This window comes from Streptomyces alanosinicus (genome assembly GCF_014650595.1).
GTDB classification, from domain to species: domain Bacteria; phylum Actinomycetota; class Actinomycetes; order Streptomycetales; family Streptomycetaceae; genus Streptomyces; species Streptomyces alanosinicus.
In genome coordinates, this window is sequence record NZ_BMVG01000019.1 from 1 (window position 1) to 16,877 (window position 16,877).

The 16,877-nt window shown below is 66.8% G+C and carries 13 protein-coding genes and 1 pseudogene; 10 read left to right on the top strand and 4 right to left on the bottom strand.

The genetic code is table 11. The annotated features are described in order from the left end of the window. Positions 1-520: 520 nt before the first annotated feature. The 5 genes and pseudogenes from IE277_RS29710 to IE277_RS49720 form a co-directional block, all read left to right on the top strand. A complete protein-coding gene (locus tag IE277_RS29710; RefSeq protein WP_189956790.1) occupies positions 521-2,584 on the top strand; it encodes a P-loop domain-containing protein in 2,064 nt (687 codons plus the stop codon). Between the two features lie 323 nt (positions 2,585-2,907). Beyond that, the gene (locus IE277_RS29715; RefSeq protein ID WP_189956791.1) at positions 2,908-4,884 is read left to right on the top strand and encodes a WD40 repeat domain-containing protein; all 1,977 of its coding nucleotides are present in this window, start codon (positions 2,908-2,910) and stop codon (positions 4,882-4,884) included. A 203-nt stretch (positions 4,885-5,087) separates the two neighbouring features. Beyond that, positions 5,088-7,109, top strand: coding sequence for a WD40 repeat domain-containing protein (locus IE277_RS29720; RefSeq protein WP_189956792.1), 2,022 nt, complete (start codon positions 5,088-5,090; stop codon positions 7,107-7,109). After that, the gene (locus IE277_RS29725) at positions 7,106-7,981 is read left to right on the top strand and encodes a serine peptidase (RefSeq protein WP_189956793.1); all 876 of its coding nucleotides are present in this window, start codon (positions 7,106-7,108) and stop codon (positions 7,979-7,981) included. Before IE277_RS29720 ends, IE277_RS29725 begins: the two co-directional genes overlap by 4 nt. A gap of 64 nt (positions 7,982-8,045) precedes the next feature. Then, positions 8,046-8,182, top strand: a pseudogene (locus tag IE277_RS49720) (IS5/IS1182 family transposase); the annotation flags it as partial. A 31-nt stretch (positions 8,183-8,213) separates the two neighbouring features. Here IE277_RS49720 and IE277_RS29730 read toward each other — a convergent pair. The 3 genes from IE277_RS29730 to aspS form a co-directional block, all read right to left on the bottom strand. Continuing rightward, on the bottom strand, positions 8,214-8,660 hold the full coding sequence (locus IE277_RS29730; RefSeq protein ID WP_189956794.1) for a hypothetical protein: 447 nt from the start codon (positions 8,658-8,660) through the stop codon (positions 8,214-8,216). 79 nt (positions 8,661-8,739) lie between these two features. Beyond that, positions 8,740-9,306 carry a nucleotidyltransferase domain-containing protein gene (locus tag IE277_RS29735; protein WP_189956915.1) on the bottom strand — a complete coding sequence of 189 codons (567 nt, stop codon included), beginning with the start codon at positions 9,304-9,306 and terminating at the stop codon, positions 8,740-8,742. Between the two features lie 127 nt (positions 9,307-9,433). Beyond that, entirely contained in the window at positions 9,434-10,744 is a 1,311-nt protein-coding gene (gene aspS, locus IE277_RS29740) for an aspartate--tRNA(Asn) ligase (protein WP_189956795.1), read from the bottom strand. A gap of 532 nt (positions 10,745-11,276) precedes the next feature. On the opposite strand from aspS, the gene IE277_RS29745 reads away from it, so the two are divergent. Next, positions 11,277-11,936 carry an HAD family hydrolase gene (locus IE277_RS29745; RefSeq protein WP_189956796.1) on the top strand — a complete coding sequence of 220 codons (660 nt, stop codon included), beginning with the start codon at positions 11,277-11,279 and terminating at the stop codon, positions 11,934-11,936. Here IE277_RS29745 and IE277_RS29750 read toward each other — a convergent pair. Further along, complete coding sequence (locus tag IE277_RS29750; protein ID WP_189956797.1) at positions 11,917-13,191, bottom strand: NsdA family TPR-like regulatory protein; 1,275 nt, start codon at positions 13,189-13,191, stop codon at positions 11,917-11,919. The genes IE277_RS29745 and IE277_RS29750 overlap by 20 nt on opposite strands. Positions 13,192-13,927: 736 nt before the next feature. Here IE277_RS29750 and IE277_RS47715 point away from each other — a divergent pair. The 4 genes from IE277_RS47715 (at position 13,928) to IE277_RS29770 (ending at position 16,650) form a co-directional block, all read left to right on the top strand. Beyond that, complete coding sequence (locus tag IE277_RS47715; RefSeq protein WP_229882058.1) at positions 13,928-14,233, top strand: helix-turn-helix domain-containing protein; 306 nt, start codon at positions 13,928-13,930, stop codon at positions 14,231-14,233. Between the two features lie 197 nt (positions 14,234-14,430). Further along, on the top strand, positions 14,431-14,997 hold the full coding sequence (locus tag IE277_RS29760) for a hypothetical protein (RefSeq protein WP_189956799.1): 567 nt from the start codon (positions 14,431-14,433) through the stop codon (positions 14,995-14,997). A 164-nt stretch (positions 14,998-15,161) separates the two neighbouring features. Next, a complete protein-coding gene (locus tag IE277_RS29765) occupies positions 15,162-15,500 on the top strand; it encodes a hypothetical protein (RefSeq protein WP_189956800.1) in 339 nt (112 codons plus the stop codon). A gap of 52 nt (positions 15,501-15,552) precedes the next feature. After that, positions 15,553-16,650 (top strand): AAA family ATPase, encoded by a 1,098-nt coding sequence (locus IE277_RS29770; protein WP_229882068.1) that lies wholly within the window; start codon positions 15,553-15,555, stop codon positions 16,648-16,650. Positions 16,651-16,877 lie beyond the last annotated feature (227 nt).

Here is a 16,877-nt window from a genome sequence, read left to right on the forward strand (position 1 = left end):
CTGCCCCACATGTCACCGCAACATGCCGGAACCGATACCAACCTGACCAAGCACTACTAGAGCCTGTCTCTTTGATCACCTGCGGGCCCAAATGAGGATGGCCGCAAGGCGGAGAGCAGCCTGGTAGGCGACGGCGAGTTTGTCGATTCGCATGGCCGGGCCACGCCACTGCTTCAGACGACTGTGCACCGTTCAACGGTGTTGCGTTCCTCGTATGCCTCGGCGCTGAAGCCGGGCGGGCGGCAGCCGCGTGGGCCGCGCCGCAGCCGGTTGCGAATCTGGTGTATCGGCTGCGGGAGGACCGCGCGGATACGCCGGTCGCGTAGATGGGTGCGGATCGCACGGGAGGAGTACGGGCCATCCACGATCGCTGAAGGCTATCCGCCATACATGGGAAGGGCTTCGCGGTCCGCTTAGCGGAAGGACGATCACCTGCGCGCGATTTGCTGCGGATCCTCCATTATCATGAATATGTACGGCTTGCTACACGCATGGACCGGGATGGTCGGAGGGCGGATAAATGCCTGAGACTGTTGAATCCGGAAACAAGTCGCGCACTGCGCTGACTATCGGCTTGTCGCTGATGTCGCAACATGAGGGCGATTTGCCGATGCTCGATGACCTGGATCCGCTGTGCGAGGCTCCCGCCCACGCCGCGTCCGTGTCCGAGGTACTCAGCGAGTTCGGTTACGTTACAGCTCCACAGTCCGACAGCGCCGCAGACCCCGGCGAGGAAATTCGCAAAGCTGTGACCTGCGCTGACACAAAAGTATTGGTCGTGCATGTCGTCGCGCACGGCCGACTTGCCGAGACTGGTGACCGCGACCTGCACGTAGTGGGTAGCGATGGGCAGGATCTGGACGATCCAGTCTCCGCTTGGATTAGCCTGATCGAATCGCATCGCGGCAAGCCACGTCCTTTGACGCTGTTCATCTTGGACTTGTGCCACTCAGGCGCCGCAGCGACTTTGCACTGGCATCAGGAGATGCCGGTGGACTGCCGGCGTGCCTGGGTGATTGCCGCCTCCGGACGAGAGGGCAAGGCGTTCGATTACCGGCTGAGCCGAGCGACCGCCGAGGTACTGCGGAAGTATCGCGACGAGACCCTGCGAGTGGACGCTTCCTATTCGCATATTCCACTACCGACTGTCGTTCATGAGATCGCCCGCGTGGTGACTAAGCTCAACGCGGCTGAGGGCTTCAAGCAGCTGATTGAGGGCAGTCGGGTCCCGTTCTTCACCAGGGACCTGGACCTGCCGTTCTTCCCCAACCCTTGCCACCGGCCTCAGGAGAGCGCGCTGTCGCATGTCGACGCCGGCGTCGCCTCCCTACTGGACGAGGCCTTCGACCCCCGGCATTTCATGCTCCGCGGCGCTGGCACAGAGCCACTGGATCGCGGCGTGGGGCAAGGCTACTTCCGCGGTCGGGAGCGGGAGGTCATCACGCTGACTGGCTGGCTCAACGGCCAAGGCCCAGGTTTCCGCGTGGTCACGGGCAAACCCGGCGTCGGTAAGTCCGCGCTGCTCGGCGTCCTGGTCTGTGCGGCACACCCTCAGCTGCGTGATGTCACGCAAAGCCTGTGGTTTTCACTGCCGGTCAAACCGGCCCGCAACGACCGGCTGGCCGTAGTCCACGCTAGGCGCCGTGACCTGGAGCAGATCGCTGACTCGCTCGCCCGCCAACTGGGCGCAACTGAGCAGGACCGTCCGTTGGGCGGGTGGGACGCATATAGCCTGATCCAGCTCACGCAGGCCACCGCCAGCGCCCCGTACACGCTGGTGATCGACGCCCTGGATGAGGCGGAACGGCCTGAGGACATTGCCCAAGTCCTGCTCCTGCCTCTGGCCCGCGCTGCTCTCACCACTACCTCGGGCCTGCGGCTGCTGGTCGGCGCCCGCCCCGAGCCGCGCTTGACCACCCTGATAGCCCTGGCTGATGACACCGGAGGGTTGCTCAACCTCGACCACGCGCAACCTTCGGACATCGACCGGGCCCTGAGGCAATACGTCGGTGACCTGCTCGCGGTCGACACGCCCTACGCCGCATGGGAGGCGGCTGGCGCGGCGGCAGCCCTCGCCGAAGGCATCGCAGCCCGCATGACCGGCATCAATGACCCCAACCGAGATCAAGAGGAGACCAAGCCTCTGGGGTGGGGCGAGTTCCTCGTCGCTGGCCTTTACCTGCGCCACGTCCTTACCCTGCCCACCCAGTACGACCCCGTTGCAGCTCGCGACCTCGGCCTCGCCGCTCCGGTGGACCTGCCCGAACTCCTTGAACTCGACCTCGCCCGCCGCACCGACCAGCCGTACCTGCGCCCTCTCCTGACGGCCTTGGCTCATGCCGAGGGCCTCGGCATGCCCGAGCGGGTCCTCGCACACGTCACCCCTGCCTTCGTCCCTCCCGGATCCGGAGAAGACCCACTTCCGATCGATGGCGTCAGGGCCGCCCTTGCGCAGGCTCGCTTCTACCTGCGCCGTGACGTCGACATCGACGGCACCACCCTGTACCGGCTCTTTCACGAAGGACTCGCAGAGCACCTTCGGGCCTTCCCGCATGGCTGTTCTGGCGAGGAACAGACCCCATGAACACTCACACACCCATGCCGTACGCCGAGCATGTCTACGGGCGTCTTCTGCAGTCCATGCCCGTGGCAGACGATGGCAGGCCCGCCTGGCAAGTGGCGGATCCCTACTTGGTGCGGCACGCTGCTCAGCACGCTGCGCACGTCGGCAGGGCGGACGAACTTCTGCAAGACACCCAGTTCCTCATATACGCCGACCCAGAGGCGGTCAACGCGATCCTCCATGAGGCAAACACCGACCGCGAACAGCTAGCCGCTGCCGTCTACCGGACCTCGTATACCGTTCACCGCCTCCTTGCGCCCTTTGAACGCCAACAGATTCTCGCAGTGGACGCCGCCCGATTCCGCGCCAGGGAACTCGCCGATGCCTTCGCCCACAAGGCCGACTGGGCACCCTTGTGGGCCACCGGCTCCCAGGTATCAGCAGCAAATACCGCCGTCCTCACTGGCCACACTGGCCCGGTGCACTCAGTGGCGACCGCGGTCATGGACGGCCGCCCGGTCGTGGTTACCGGGGGCGAGGACTGCACAGTGCGGGTATGGGACCTGACCATCGGCCACACCATCGCCGTCCTCACTGGCCACACTGGCCCGGTGCACTCAGTGGCGACCGCGGTCATGGACGGCCGCCTCGTCGCGGTCACCGGGGGCGAGGACTGCACAGTGCGGGTATGGGACCTGACCATCGGCCACACCATCGCCGTCCTCACTGGCCACACTGGCCCGGTGCACTCAGTGGCGACCGCGGTCATGGACGGCCGCCTCGTCGCGGTCACCGGCGGTCAGGATGATGCGGTGCGGGTGTGGGACGTGACCAGGGGCCACCAGGTTGGCGCCCCTCTCACCGGCCACACCGGCCCGGTTTACGCGTTGGCGGCTACGGTCGTGGGCAACCGCCCCGTCGCTGTCGCCGGCAGCGAGGACTGCACGGTGCGGGTATGGGAGCTGGCCACCGGCCACACCACCGTCGTCTTCACTGGCCACGCCGGCTCGGTGTACGCGGTGGCGGCCACGGAGCTGGGCGGCCGCCCCGTCGCGGTCACCGGCGGCGGTGACTACGCGGTGCCCGTGCGGGTGTGGGACTTGGCCAGCGGCCACGAGGTCGGCGCCCCTCTCACCGGCGACACCGGCGCGGTGGTCGCGGTGGCGGCCAGGGTCGTGGGCGGCCGCACCGTCGCCGTCACCGGCACCGGCAGGGTGTGGGACTTGGACACCGGCCACCAAGTCGGCGAGCTCCATTTTGCCAGCCACGCTGGCTCGGTGTACGCGGTGGAGGTCACGGAACTGGGCGGCCGCCCCGTCGCGGTCACCGGCGGCGAGGACTGCACAGTGCGGATATGGGAGTTGGCCAGCGGTCACCAGGTCGGAGAGCCCCTCACTGGCCACGCCGGCTCGGTGTACGCGGTGGCGGCCACGGAACTGGGCGGCCGCCCCGTCGCGGTCACCGGCGGCGAGGACTGCACAGTGCGGATATGGGAGTTGGCCAGCGGTCACCAGGTCGGAGAGCCCCTCACTGGCCACGCCGGCTCGGTGTACGCGGTGGCGGCCACGGAACTGGGCGGCCGGCCCGTTGCCGTCACCGGGGGCTTTCAAGACATGGTGCGGGTATGGGACCTGGCCAGCGGTCACCAAGTCGGCGCCCTGCTCACCGGCCACAGCGACTCCGTGCGGTCGGTGGCGACCGCGGTCGTGGGCGGCCGCCCCATTGTCGTCACTGGGGGATTTTTCAGCATGGTGCGGGTGTGGGACCTGGCCAGTGGTAACCAGGTCGGTGAGCCCCTCACTGGCCGAGCGGGCTCGCTGTACGCGGTGGCAGCTACGGAGTTGGATGGCCGCCCCGTCGCGGTCATCGGCAGCGACCTCGACGAGGCGGTGCGGGTGTGGGACTTGGCCAGCGGTCACCAGGTCGGTGAGCTCCTCACGGGCCATGCAGGGTCGGTGTACGCGGTGGCGGCTACGCTTGTGGGCGGTCGCCCGGTCGCGGTCACCGGCGGCGAGGACCGCACCGTGCGGGTGTGGGACCTAGCCACCGGTCACGAGGTGGGCGAGCCCCTCACCGGCCACACCGCCCCGGTGCAGGCGGTGGCGGCTACGCTTGTGGGCGGTCGCCCGGTCGCGGTCACCGGCGGCGAGGACCGCACCGTGCGGGTATGGGACCTGACCACAGGCGCTTGCATCACCGCACTGCAGCTGGCTCGAAAGCCGAGGTGCGCAGAGATCCTGCAAGACGGCACCGTCGTGCTTGGCATGGAACACGAGGTCATCGCGCTCACGCTGGCACCGCTGCTCAGGAGACATCCATGAGCATGCATAGACGCGCGCCGTACGCTGAGCAAATTTATCAGCGTCTTCTGCAATCCATGCCGCTGGCCGACGATGGCAGGCCCGCCTGGCAAGTGGCGGATCCCTACCTGATACGCCACGCAGCCCAGCATGCCGCACACGCCGGCAGAGCAGACGAACTCCTGCAAGACCCCCAATTCCTGATCCACGGCGATCCCGACGCGGTGAACGCAATCCTCCGCGAGGCAGCCACTGAGCGCACACGGCTCGCCGCGGCCGTGTACCGGACGTCCTTTCCCGTCCACCGATCCCTTGCGCCCTTTGAACGCCAGCAGATCCTCGCCCTCGACGCCGCCCGATTCCGCGCCAAGGAACTTTCCGCGGCCTTCGCCCGCAGGGCCGACTGGGCGCCTTTGTGGGTGACGGGCTCGCAACTATCAGTAGCAAACACCACAGTCATCACCGGCCGCCCCAACTCGGTCGTCTCGGTGGCCACCACGGTCGTGGGTGGCCGCCCCGTGGCCGTCACTGGCGGGAGCCTCGACGGCACGCTGCGGGTATGGGATTTGGCTACTGCTCACAACATTACTGTCCTCAAGGGGCATACCGGCCCGGTGTACGCGGTGGCGACCACAAAGTTGGACGGCAGCCCCGTCGCCGTCACCGGCGACCGCGACAACTCGGTGCAGGTGTGGGACCTCGCCACCGGCAACCAGATCGGCAACCCCCTCACCGGACACACCGACTCAGTCACCGGAGTGGCGACCACACTGCCGGACGGCCGCCCCGTGCTGCTGAACGGCCACCCCGTCGCCGTCACCAGCAGCTACGACAACACGGTGCGGGTATGGGACCTGGCCGCCAGCCACCAGTTCGGCGACCCCCTCACCGGACACACCGACTCAGTCGCCGGAGTGGCGACCACGCTGCTGGACGGCCGCCCCGTCGCCGTCACCCACAGCGCCGACTGGACGGTGCGGGTGTGGGACCTGGCCACCGGCCACCAGATCGGCGGTCCCATCGGCCGGCCGCGTTCGGCCACACGTCGCCGGCTTGCGGCAGCGCGCCCAGGCCGGCCCGCCCACACAGGCGACTCGGTGTGGGCGTTGGCGACCACGCTGCTGGACGGCCGCCCCGTCGCCGTCACCGGCAGCTTCGATAACACGGTGCGGGTGTGGGACCTAGCCACCGGCCACCAGATTGGCGACCCCCTCAGCCGCACTCAGGCGGAGGCGGTGGCGACTGCCGAGCTGGATGGCCGCCCCGTCGCCATCACGGGCGACCATGATGGCACGGTGCGGGTGTGGGAGCTGTCCGCCAGCCACCAGGTCGGCAACCCCCTCACCGGACACACCGACACGGTGTGGGCGTTGGCGACCACGAAACTGGACGGTCGGCCCGTCGCCGTCACCGGCAGCGCCGACGCGACAGTTCGATTGTGGGACCTGGGCGCTGGTCACCAGATCGGCGACCCCCTCACCGGCCACACCGACACGGTCTACTCGGTGGCGACCACGGTCATCGACGGCCGCCCTGTCGCCGTCACTGGCAGCCGCGACTGGACGGTGCGTGTCTGGGACCTGGGCACCGGCCACCAGATCGGCGACCCCCTCACCGGCCACACCAACACGGTCTACTCGGTGGCGACCACGGTTATCGACGGCCGCCCTGCTGCCATCACGTGCAGCGCCGCCGACACCTTGCGAGTGTGGGACCTGGCCGCTGGCCACCAGATCGGCAGCCCCCAAACCGGCCTGTCCGCAGTGGCGCCTGCGGAGCTGGACGGCCGCCCCGTCGTCATCACCCGCAGCGCCGACTGGACGGTGCGGGTGTGGGATCTGGCCGCCGGCCACCAGATCGGCACCACCCTCAGCCACACCGACAATGTGTACGAGGTGGCGGCCACGGTCGTGGACGGCCGCCCCGTCGCCGTAACCCGCAGTGCCGACGGCACGGTGCGCGTACGGGACCTGGCCACCGGACACCAGATCGGCGACCCCCTCACTCGCCACACCCATGACCTCTACACGGCGACTGTCGTAGACGGCCGCCCCGTCGCCGTCACTGGCAAGGCCGACGGGACGGTGCTGGTATGGGACTTGGCCACCCGTACGTGCCCGACCGCCCTGCGGCTTCCCCAGAGGCCATTCTGCGTCGAGATCATGCAGGATGGCACCGTCGTGCTCACCATGGACTGTGAGGTCATCGCACTCACGCTGGCACCACTGGTTAAGGGACGTCCATGAGTATCGCCGCGAACCAGCCCCTCAGTATCGTCGCCGTACACGGTGTGGGGTATCACAATCGCCTCGCCACAGCCGAACAGGTACGCGAAGCCCAACGCAACGACTGGACCCGGTACATCGCCAACGGGTTGGGACTGCCCACGAGCCGCTTCGACCTGGACTTCGCCTACTACGCGGCAGTGCTCAGCACCGGCCCGACGGCCCAGGGGCCAACCGACACCGAGGAACTGGAAGACCCGCTGGCAAGGGAGCTGTTGGCGGCGTGGCTCGAGGAACTGGAAGCCCCTCGGCCAGTTGCGCAGGGAGGGCTGACACTGCCTCTGCGCTATACCGCCTCCTGGGTGGCGGAGAAGTTCAGCCTGGGTGAACAAGCCACACAGTTCTTCATCCGGGTGTTCTTCCGCGAGGTGGCCGCGTATCTACGGGACGACGATGATCCGGCACGTGGGGCTGCCCGTAAAGAGGTTGAGACCCGGATAGACCAGCATCGTCCCCGGGTCGTGATCGCCCACTCATTGGGCACAGTCGTCGCCTATGAGGCACTCCATGCGCGCCCCGATCTTGGCGTGGAGCTTTTGCTCACCTTGGGCTCCCCTCTCGCCATGCCCCATGCCATCTTCGACCGTCTCACCCCCCGCCCCACCGGATCACCATCACCGCTCGGTGCCCGCCCCTCCAACGTGGCCCGATGGGTCAACATCGCCGACCCGGGAGATCCGGTAGCCATCCCGCCTCACCTCGCCCGCGCTTTCAGGGGCGTCGCGTTGGACCTCACCACCCCCATCCACGAGGCGTTCGGGTTCCACCACGCCAAGAACTACCTGGCCTGCGCGACCACCGCAGCCACATTGGGGCCCTACCTCGGGGCTTAGCGTGTCTCTTTGAGGGCTGGTCAGTTGATCGGATGTATCTGTCCGATTAGTGATCGCTGATGCGATGTGGAGCAGGATCGAGCCGCCGATGCCGGCCGATCCAGTTCGCGGACGGCGGTGGGCCGACCACCGCCGCACGCTCGAAGCCATCGAACTCGCGATCGCCTACCAGGCTGCACTCCACCTCGCGAGCATCCCCATCTGGACCCGACGCTGACCAAAGAGTCAGAGCCTAGTCGAGACCCCCAGTCTCTTGGATGTGCGCGACGAAGGCCGCCACGATCCGAGGAGGCGTGGCGTCGGGGAGGAGTGTGTGCTCGATGCCTTCCTCGATCCCCCACCCCGTGTTGAACATGACCGGGATGTCAGCCGGTGCCACGTTGTTCCGGAGCCACAGCGCAAAGCGCGCCGCCGAGTGGGCGTTGCAGTCCAGTACGGACACGCCCTCGGGTTCCAGGCTGGCCAGGCCTTCCAGGCCCTCGTCGTCGAGAGTGATCCCGAAGATCATCGACGCCCCGCGGACCGGTCCGTATCCCCCGTCATCGACACGGGTGAACGTGTCTGGATTCCGCTCCCGCAGGCGCGCCTGGAGTTCCTCGAAGGCAAGGCCCCAGCTCCGCCCGTGCGGTGGCGTGAAGACGAACATGGTGCGCAGTTCCGCGATCTCTTCCGGTTCCATGATGCTTCCTGTGCGTGCGGGCGAGGCCAGCCGCTGGTGCTCGTAGGGCTGGAGCCATCGATGCGGGACGTCTCACCCATCAGGTTCTGTCGATAGGCCCAAGGCGCTGCCGCCAGGGGTGGTCCGGGGAGGTTACAGCGATCGAGTCCGATAGCCATACGCGTTGTGGTTCGTCCAGTAGGGGAAGTACGGCTTCGAAGTCAGTTTCGTCCTTGTCCCGTGTCGCCTTCGCCTTGTAGAAGAGCTGCACCTCCGGCGCCAGGTAGGGGATGCCGGTCGGGCTAGTCCGCCCTACTCGCTCGAGCGGAAGACGAACCCGCCGGGTGCGCCGCGAGACCCAATGGGCGCCCTCGGCCTCGTCCAGCATGAGCTGCACTGACCAGGGCGCCTCAGGCGTGCGCCGGCACCAAATGTCGTGGAGGGGCTGTTCGAGAGCCTCTCCGGAACGCCATGGTCGTAACCACCCCACGCCAGGTGGGTCCGCGACGTGCATGTCCCAGTCGCTCAGCATGTCTCGTACGAGAGTTTGGTCGCGGCGGAGGACCAGGACGTCGAGATCGCCGTGCGGGCGTAGCTCGCGACCAACGGCCATTTCGATCGCGTACCCGCCGGCGATCCACCACGGGAAGTCGGCCTTGGCGAACATGACGGCCAGGTCTTCGGGACGGGCCGGCACCCAGCGCCCCAGTTCGTGACTACTCACCCGTCCATGCTCTCAGGGGACGAGGCTCGGGAAAGGAAGCCCGACGAAGCCGGCGAAACTGAACGGTGAGTTATGGGGTGAGCCGGTTCGGTCCGCGGAAGAGGAAGGTGGCTTCGCGGATCGACTCCAGGCCGAGCATCACCATCAGTACCCGTCCCAGTCCCATGCCCAGGCCGCCGTGCGGCGGGCACCCGTACCGGAACGCGTTCAGGTAGTGCTGCATCGGCTCGGAGCTCATGCCCTTCTCGGCGGCTTGCCTCAGCAACACCTCGTAGCGGTGCTCGCGCTGGGCACCGGTGGTGACCTCCAGTCCCTTCCAGAGGAGGTCGAAGCTCAGGGTCACGCTCGGGTCGTCGGCCGGCCGCATGTGGTAGAAGGGCCGGATGCTCACGGGGTAGTGCGTGATGAACACGAACTCGTGGCCCATGGCCTGCTGGACGTGGGTGCTGATGCGTCGCTCGCCCTCCGGGTCCAGGTCCTCCTTGACGCCTTCCGGGTCCCAGCCGCCCTCGCGCAGAATGTCGTGCGCCTCGGCCATGGTGATACGAGGAAAAGGCGTCACAGGGACGGTGATCTCCACGCCGCACTGCTCTCGAAGAGCCGCGCCGTGGGCGTCGGCCACCCTGGCGATGGCATGGGCGAGCATCTCCTCCTCGAACGCCATGACGTCCTCGACGCCGTCGATCCATGCCAGCTCGACGTCGACGCCGGTGAACTCGGTGGCGTGCCGGGAGGTGAAGGAGGGCTCGGCGCGGAAGACGGGGCCGATCTCGAAGACCTTCTCGATGCCGGCCGAGATGGCCATCTGCTTGTAGAACTGGGGCGACTGGGCCAGGTAGGCGCTGCGGCCGAAGTATCCGAGCTCGAAGACTTCGGCGCCGGACTCCGAGGCGGTGCCCATCAGCTTGGGGGTGTGCATCTCCGTGGCGCCCTGCGCGTAGGCGTACTCGCGCATCCCCTGCTCCAGGGTGGTCTGTACGGCGAACATCAGCTGAGCGGCGGGACGGCGGCGCACGTCCAGGAACCGCCAGTCCAGCCGGTGTTCGATACCGGTCTGTTCGTCGATCGGCAGGGGAACGGCGGCCGGGTTCAGGACCTCGACGGCCTCTGGGACGAGCTCCAGCCCGCCGAGCTTGACCTGAGCGGCGTCCGCGACACGGCCGGTGATCTTGACGGCGGACTCTGGGGTGAGGGCGTCGAGCTGGACTTCCAACAGCCCGCCGCCACGCTTGTGGGTCACCTGCACCAGGCCACTGTTGTCCCGGACGATCACGAACTGGACCTTGCTCATCAGGCGCAGGGTGTTCACCCATCCGCAGACGGTGACGGTACGGCCGATGTGTTCTCGCAGGTCGGAGACGTGGACGCGGCTTTGGATCATTTCGGTCCTCCGAAGGACGGTGTCATGATCCCTTGGGAGTGCGGGCGAGAAGGGCAACTCGCGGTACCACCGCACTTTCGCCGCCAGGTGGCGGCCTCATTTCGGGCCCGGTGACGGGGGCCGGCCGGCGGGGCATTGGGCCATCAGAGGGGGCCGTTCCTCCCCGCGCTCGGGAGGGTCTTCACCTCGGGGCGCGAGACCGCCTTCCCAGCTGCCGGCGGCTCTCTCGGCCCGCGTGATCCCTGGCTAATCGTCTCCGTCAACGCGTTGCCCGGAAGGATACGGACGCCGCGATCACGTCCGCAATCGAGAAACGGTTCGGACTGTCGGGCGCCCAGGGGCGCTCGGATGGCCACACGGCCTTGAAGCTATCGCTGTACCGCTGGAACCACTTCCCGCCGTCGGAGTTGCTGAGCTGGAGTAGCGGATTGGCGCTGGCCGGCTGGCCCCAGATGTGGGGCTGGAGGGAGTTTTCGGCCGCACACCGACAGGGCTGCGTCACCATCATGCTGGACCGTCTAACCTGCGGAGCATGATTCGTGCGGTGGTATTCGACGTGGGCGAGTGTCTTGTTGACGAGACCCGGGAGTACGGGACGTGGGCGGATTGGCTGGGGGTGCCGCGGCACACCTTCTCGGCGATGTTCGGGGCGGTCATCGCGCAGGGGCGCGACTACCGGGAGACGTTCCAGGAGTTCCGGCCCGGGTTCGACCTGACCGAGGAGCGGGAGAAGCGCGCGGCTGCCGGTAAGCCGGAGTGGTTTGGCGAGGGAGACCTGTACCCGGACGTGCGGCCCACGCTGGCCGGACTGCGCGAGGCGGGGCTTTGGGTGGGCATCGCCGGGAATCAGACCGTGCGGGCTGGCGGCCTTCTGCGGGGGTTGGACCTCCCTTCCGACATGATCGCCACCAGCGATGACTGGGGGGTGTCGAAGCCGGATGTGAAGTTTTTCGAGAGTGTCATCGAGGCGACACCTGCCGAGCCGGGCGAGATTCTGTACGTCGGTGACCGGCTCGACAACGACATCCGCCCGGCTGTGCAGGCGGGGCTTCTGACGGCCTTGATCCGGCGCGGCCCCTGGGGGACGATCCAGCAGCGTGACCCCGATGCGGATGCGATCACGACGATGCGCATCGACTCGCTTGCGGAACTGCCGGAGAAAATCGCCAAGTTCAACGCTGAAGGGCGCTGACCGTCGTGCTCCAGTCGTAGAGACGATCATCGAGGTCCCGGACGCATCGCTCGTTCTGCCAGGGGGCGAGCGTGCGCCGGACTTCGCGGATACGGTCCATGCCCATGGCGTACCAGGTGATCGCCAGCTGGTCGAGGGCCTGGATGGCGTACCTGCATGCCTCCTCCGGTCTTCCCTCGGCAGCTTCGACCGAGGCGAGATCGCCGAGGACGACGGTGCGCTGTTTGTCTGACTCGGGTGGCAGGCCGTCGAGCACCTCGTGAAGCGTCTGGCGCGCTTGTGGCAGGTGGCCGGCCTTCAATTGCGTGTTGCCTTTGAATGCGGCCAAGCGGACAGGGCTGAACCAGTCCAGCCATTCAGGAGTGGCGTGTTCGGAGCCTGTGGACAGTGTGTCTTCGGCATGACGAATCAAGCGCAGCGCCGCGTGTGGATCTCCGCAGCGGGTCTCGCATTCCGCTTCGACAGCATCCAGCCACGCCCAGAGCTCCGCTGATGCCTGTCCGCGGCGAGCGTAGGTACGAGCGGCCATCATGCGCTCGACTGCTGCCTCCCGGTCCCCCGCCCAGCCCGGGATGAAGGCCATGTGCGCGAGGACGGCTGCTCCGAGCCGCGGATCATCCGCTTCAGCGGCGGCCTGCAGGGCCCTCAGGAGGGTCTCCGAAGCATGGTCCGGCTGTCGTAGGTCGAAGAACTCGATACGACCGACCAGGAGGTAGGACTCGGCCAGTGCGGCCGCGAGGGTCCGGCGGGCTGGGTTGGCCGTCTCTGCAAGGAGGGCGCAGCCGAGACGAGCGTGTTCCAAGACCGCTGGGTGCAACACGGCAGGGGCCACGGACCAGTACAAGTGCCGATGTGAGCGTGTGACGGCCTCAAAGTCCCTGCCGACGGTCGCTGGCTGCGCCGTGGTCCCGCCTTGAGCGGGGACAGTCGCCAGCCGGGCTCCGGACAGGGGCGCGCGAGGGGTGTGGTCGATCGCCGCGCCGGGCTGGGGCCGCGTGCTTCCCCACGGAGGGGTGAATCCGAGGTCCTCCATGCTCTGGCCCAGGAGATGGGTCAGGACTCGGTGTACATCTGGCTGCGGCCAGGGCGGTGTGGCGGACTCCCAGCGCCGGATCTGCCGGACGCCGACAGCAAGTCCTCTGATGCCCAGCGTAGGCGCCGCCTTGGTGATGGCGTCTGCCAACGCCTGCTGGGAGTTGTATCCGGCGGCCAGGCGGGCGGCCTTGAGTCTGGTGTTGCCTGCGGGTCGGGACATGGGTCTCCTCCGGAGCGAGCTCTCGTCAGAGAGTGACACGCGATGTCCTCTGGCGACGCAAAATCATCCTCCAGGCCACACCAATGACCTGTACAAGTCCCTTTGATGACCTGTCAGAGTCCTCGAATAGGACCTCATGAGTCAGCATGATGTCACCGCGTCACAACGAAGCCATGTCCCACCTGGCTGCTCTGCACACCGCGGGGGCGCCAGGCTGGCGACAGGGGCGGCACCTCCGTGTCTTGTTGCCGCAGATCTGTTCAGCGCCGCCACACCAAGACCTCCCGAGTGGGGCGGCACTCACCGTTCTCCGGTGTACGCACGCGGTTGTTCCAGCACATCCAGCCGGAGAGTGCACGTTTGCACCGGTTCACCGATCAACTGATGGAGCCTCGTCATGCGCAATTCGGCGACCAGAACCCCCGTACCGACGGGGCCGTCCGCGATCACCACACACCCGTCGGACGACATACTGGCTGGCGCTTCCAACAGGCGAGGTTCCGCACTTCAGGCTGCATGCTCGACCGTCGAGGGCACAGCGCCTCTGGAGATTCACTGGCACGCCTTCCCGGGCGACCACGGGCGGTCAACGCCCACCCCTGCCGTAGATGCAGGCTTAGGGCATGACACCCGCCGGTGCCGGCACTGCCAATGCGTTCTCAGCCGGTACAACGAGGAGCCATACTGCAGCAGTTGCGTACGAAGGACGCGGTACCACCCTAGGCCCGCCCCCCGCGTGGCAAGCGAAGTGTGGTCCAGTACCGACGTTCAGGAAGCCTTGTTCGCCCGCGACTTCGGCAGGTTATGTCAACTGGTCCGCGTGGCTGGCCAATTACGGCAGAGCGACATGGCTGAGCTCACTGGGCTGAGCCAAGCATTCCTGTCCATGCTTGAGTCAGGTGCACGACGGTTAACCAACATCGACAAGATCATCGAGCTACTTGCAGGCCTCGACACTCCAGCAGCACTCACCGGCCCCATGCTCCGAATGCCGAACTCGAAGGGCGATGAGCCCGATGAGCGGCATGGCCTGTGCGGGTGACTGGGTAGCGTGCACCTGGCAGGTGAAGACCTCCAGAGCATCGGCCAGCGAGGCGGGTCTGGAGGTCTTGTGCACCTCTTGGAATGTGCGCTTCAAGGCTAACAGTCCCGGCAGCGTGGCCCTCGGGTACGGCTTTCGCCACTGCGGCAGCTATTCTGCTATGCCCCGGACGGTGGAGCATGAGGAAGGAGGCCGTCGTGGCAAAGCCGCTGATCGTGGGCCGCAAGGAGTTCGCGAAGATCTACAACGTTGCGCCGACGGCGGTCAGCGACCGATGGATCCCGGACGGGATCCTGTCCTACGAGGACGCCGTGATCGTGTCGGGCAAACCGTTCTGGCCGGGGGGCTTGGCGGTGGACTTCGCCTTGCCGCCGGGCAGCCGTGGCCGGCAGTTGGATGAGAAGCTCCTCGCCGAGCTGGAGAAGGAGCAGAAGGCGACGGTCCGCCCGAAGAAGAAGGGTGAGCTGCCGCCTCTGGTCGGCCTTCAGGAGTACGGGGCCCTGTTCGGTGTCAGCAAGTTCATCGCTGCGAATGCCCGCAACCGGGGCGGCGGAATGCTGCCAGCGGAGGACTATCTCCTCTCGGGCTCTCCACTGTGGCTGCTGGACACTGTTCTTGAAGCCGCGGAGTCGACGATGGAGAAAAGCCGCGGCGGGGTGTGGCAGTTGCAGCAGGATGTGGTAGACGCGCTGCGAGAAGGCCGGTACGACGGGCCAGGGTCGGTGATCGCAAAGCGAGGTAAGGCCGCCGTGAGCGAGTCCTGACTTTCACAGCAACCCGAAGCCCGCTCAGACCTCAGGGGTCGCGCTGGGGAGTTGACCCCCTCCATGATCATAGTAGAATTAACATTACAAGGTGAGGGGTGGCCACGCGGTCAGATTCTTCACGTGCAGAATAGGCTGCGATACATCGATCAGGGAGGGAAGTGATGACGGTACAGCTGGAGCTGCCCATCGCAGCCATTCGCCAGCCCCAGAATCCGGGCGACAAGCTGACGATCCAGGAGCGATTCGAGGAGTTTCACCAGCTCAACCCCTGGATCCTCACGCACCTGGAAGGCCTCACCGCCGACTGCGTCGAGCGCGGACTCAGGCGCATCGGCATCGGGATGCTGTTCGAGGTTCTGCGCTGGCAGTACGGCATCGCCACTCACGGAGAGCCCTGGAAGCTCAACAATGACTTCCGCTCCCGCTATGTGCGGCGCCTCATCGAGCTGCACCCCGAGTGGTCCCCCTTGTTCGAAACCAGGAAGATCCACACCGCCTAGAAATAGGTGAGTGCTCATCTTTCGATAGCTCTTGGAGATGTTCGTGTCCACCATGGCGGTGCCACCCCTGCGCACCCGCAAGCCCACCGGCATCGTGCCGTGGCCCAAGATCCTCATCGAGGGCCACGAGAAGGCCGGCAAGTCGTACGTCGCCGCTCAGTTCACCGGTTCCAAGAAGACCGGCCAGGCGTACTGGCTGGAACTCGGCGAGGACACCGCTGACGAGTACGCCCAGGTTCCGGGCGCGGATTATCTGCTGATCGACCACAACGGCACCTACCGCGACATCCTCGGCCAGATCGAAGCCGTCCACGCCGAGGCCAAGCGAGCGGCGGCCGCGAAGGAGCCGCCCGTAGTCCTGGTGATCGACTCGATCTCTCTGCTGTGGCGGATGCTCGTCAACTGGACCAATGAGCGCGCCCGGCGCTCCCCCAAGGGACAGAGGAAGCTGCGGCAGGACCCGGACGCCGAGGTCAAGCCCACGATGAACCTGTGGAATGACGCCTATGAGCGGTGGGCGGCCGTCATGTATCTCGTACGTACCATGCCGGGCATCGTCATCTTGCTGGCCCGGGGCAAGGAGATCGCCGCCGTGGACGGCAACGGCGACCCGATTCCGAACACGAAGGACTGGCGTGTGGAGGGGCACAAGTCCCTCGCCTACGACGCGACGGTGTGGGTGCGGCTGCAGCGTGACAGTGATCCGCAGATCATCGGGGCGCGGTCGCTGAAGTTCGAGGTGCCGCGCAGCGGGCAGCCTAAGACGCTGCCGGACTTCACCATCGAGCGCCTCGTATTCGATCTGATGGGCTGCTCCGTCCACACTCAGCCCAGGGTCACCCCGGAGCTGAGCGGGGATCTCGCGCAGCGGTGGTTGCCGAAGGTCAAGCAGGCCGCCAAGGACGGTCTGGATGAGCTGAAGAAGCTGTGGACGGAGGCAAGTTCGGACTCGGATCTTTCCCGCGAGGAGATCCGGGTCGTTAAGGCCGCGATCGAGCGGCAGGCCGCGGAGTTGAAGAACCCCGAGCAGCTCACCGATCCGACCAGCGACGCCGCGAAGCTCCGGGCCGCTGCCGCCGCCGCTGAGCAGGACTCGGCCGCCGAGGACGCCGTGGATGAAGCGCCGGCCGACGAGTTCACGGCTGCCTGAACGACCTCTTGTGACCTCAATTTTCTTGCCGGGGCCCGCTGCCCACGTGGCCGGGCCCCGGCATGCCCTCTTGGAGTTCCGTGTGAGCACGCAATCCTTCGCCCCGCCTGCGTCAGTGTCGATCTGGGACGCGGCGCACGCCGCTGACGCTCGTCGGCCCCGCTCTCGCCAGAGGCAGTTGGGCGCCTCGGACACCATCTGCTCCCGCAGAGCCGGATACATCCTTC

Excerpts from the sequence above, each read along its gene's own strand:
- IE277_RS29710 (WP_189956790.1), top strand. The coding sequence starts at position 521 with ATGCCTGAGACTGTTGAATCCGGAAACAAGTCGCGCACTGCGCTGACT.
- IE277_RS29725 (WP_189956793.1), top strand. The coding sequence starts at position 7,106 with ATGAGTATCGCCGCGAACCAGCCCCTCAGTATCGTCGCCGTACACGGT.
- IE277_RS29730 (WP_189956794.1), bottom strand. The coding sequence starts at position 8,660 with ATGGAACCGGAAGAGATCGCGGAACTGCGCACCATGTTCGTCTTCACG.
- IE277_RS29735 (WP_189956915.1), bottom strand. The coding sequence starts at position 9,306 with ATGTTCGCCAAGGCCGACTTCCCGTGGTGGATCGCCGGCGGGTACGCG.
- aspS (WP_189956795.1), bottom strand. The coding sequence starts at position 10,744 with ATGATCCAAAGCCGCGTCCACGTCTCCGACCTGCGAGAACACATCGGC.
- IE277_RS29745 (WP_189956796.1), top strand. The coding sequence starts at position 11,277 with ATGATTCGTGCGGTGGTATTCGACGTGGGCGAGTGTCTTGTTGACGAG.
- IE277_RS29750 (WP_189956797.1), bottom strand. The coding sequence starts at position 13,191 with ATGTCCCGACCCGCAGGCAACACCAGACTCAAGGCCGCCCGCCTGGCC.
- IE277_RS29765 (WP_189956800.1), top strand. The coding sequence starts at position 15,162 with ATGACGGTACAGCTGGAGCTGCCCATCGCAGCCATTCGCCAGCCCCAG.
- IE277_RS29770 (WP_229882068.1), top strand. The coding sequence starts at position 15,553 with ATGGCGGTGCCACCCCTGCGCACCCGCAAGCCCACCGGCATCGTGCCG.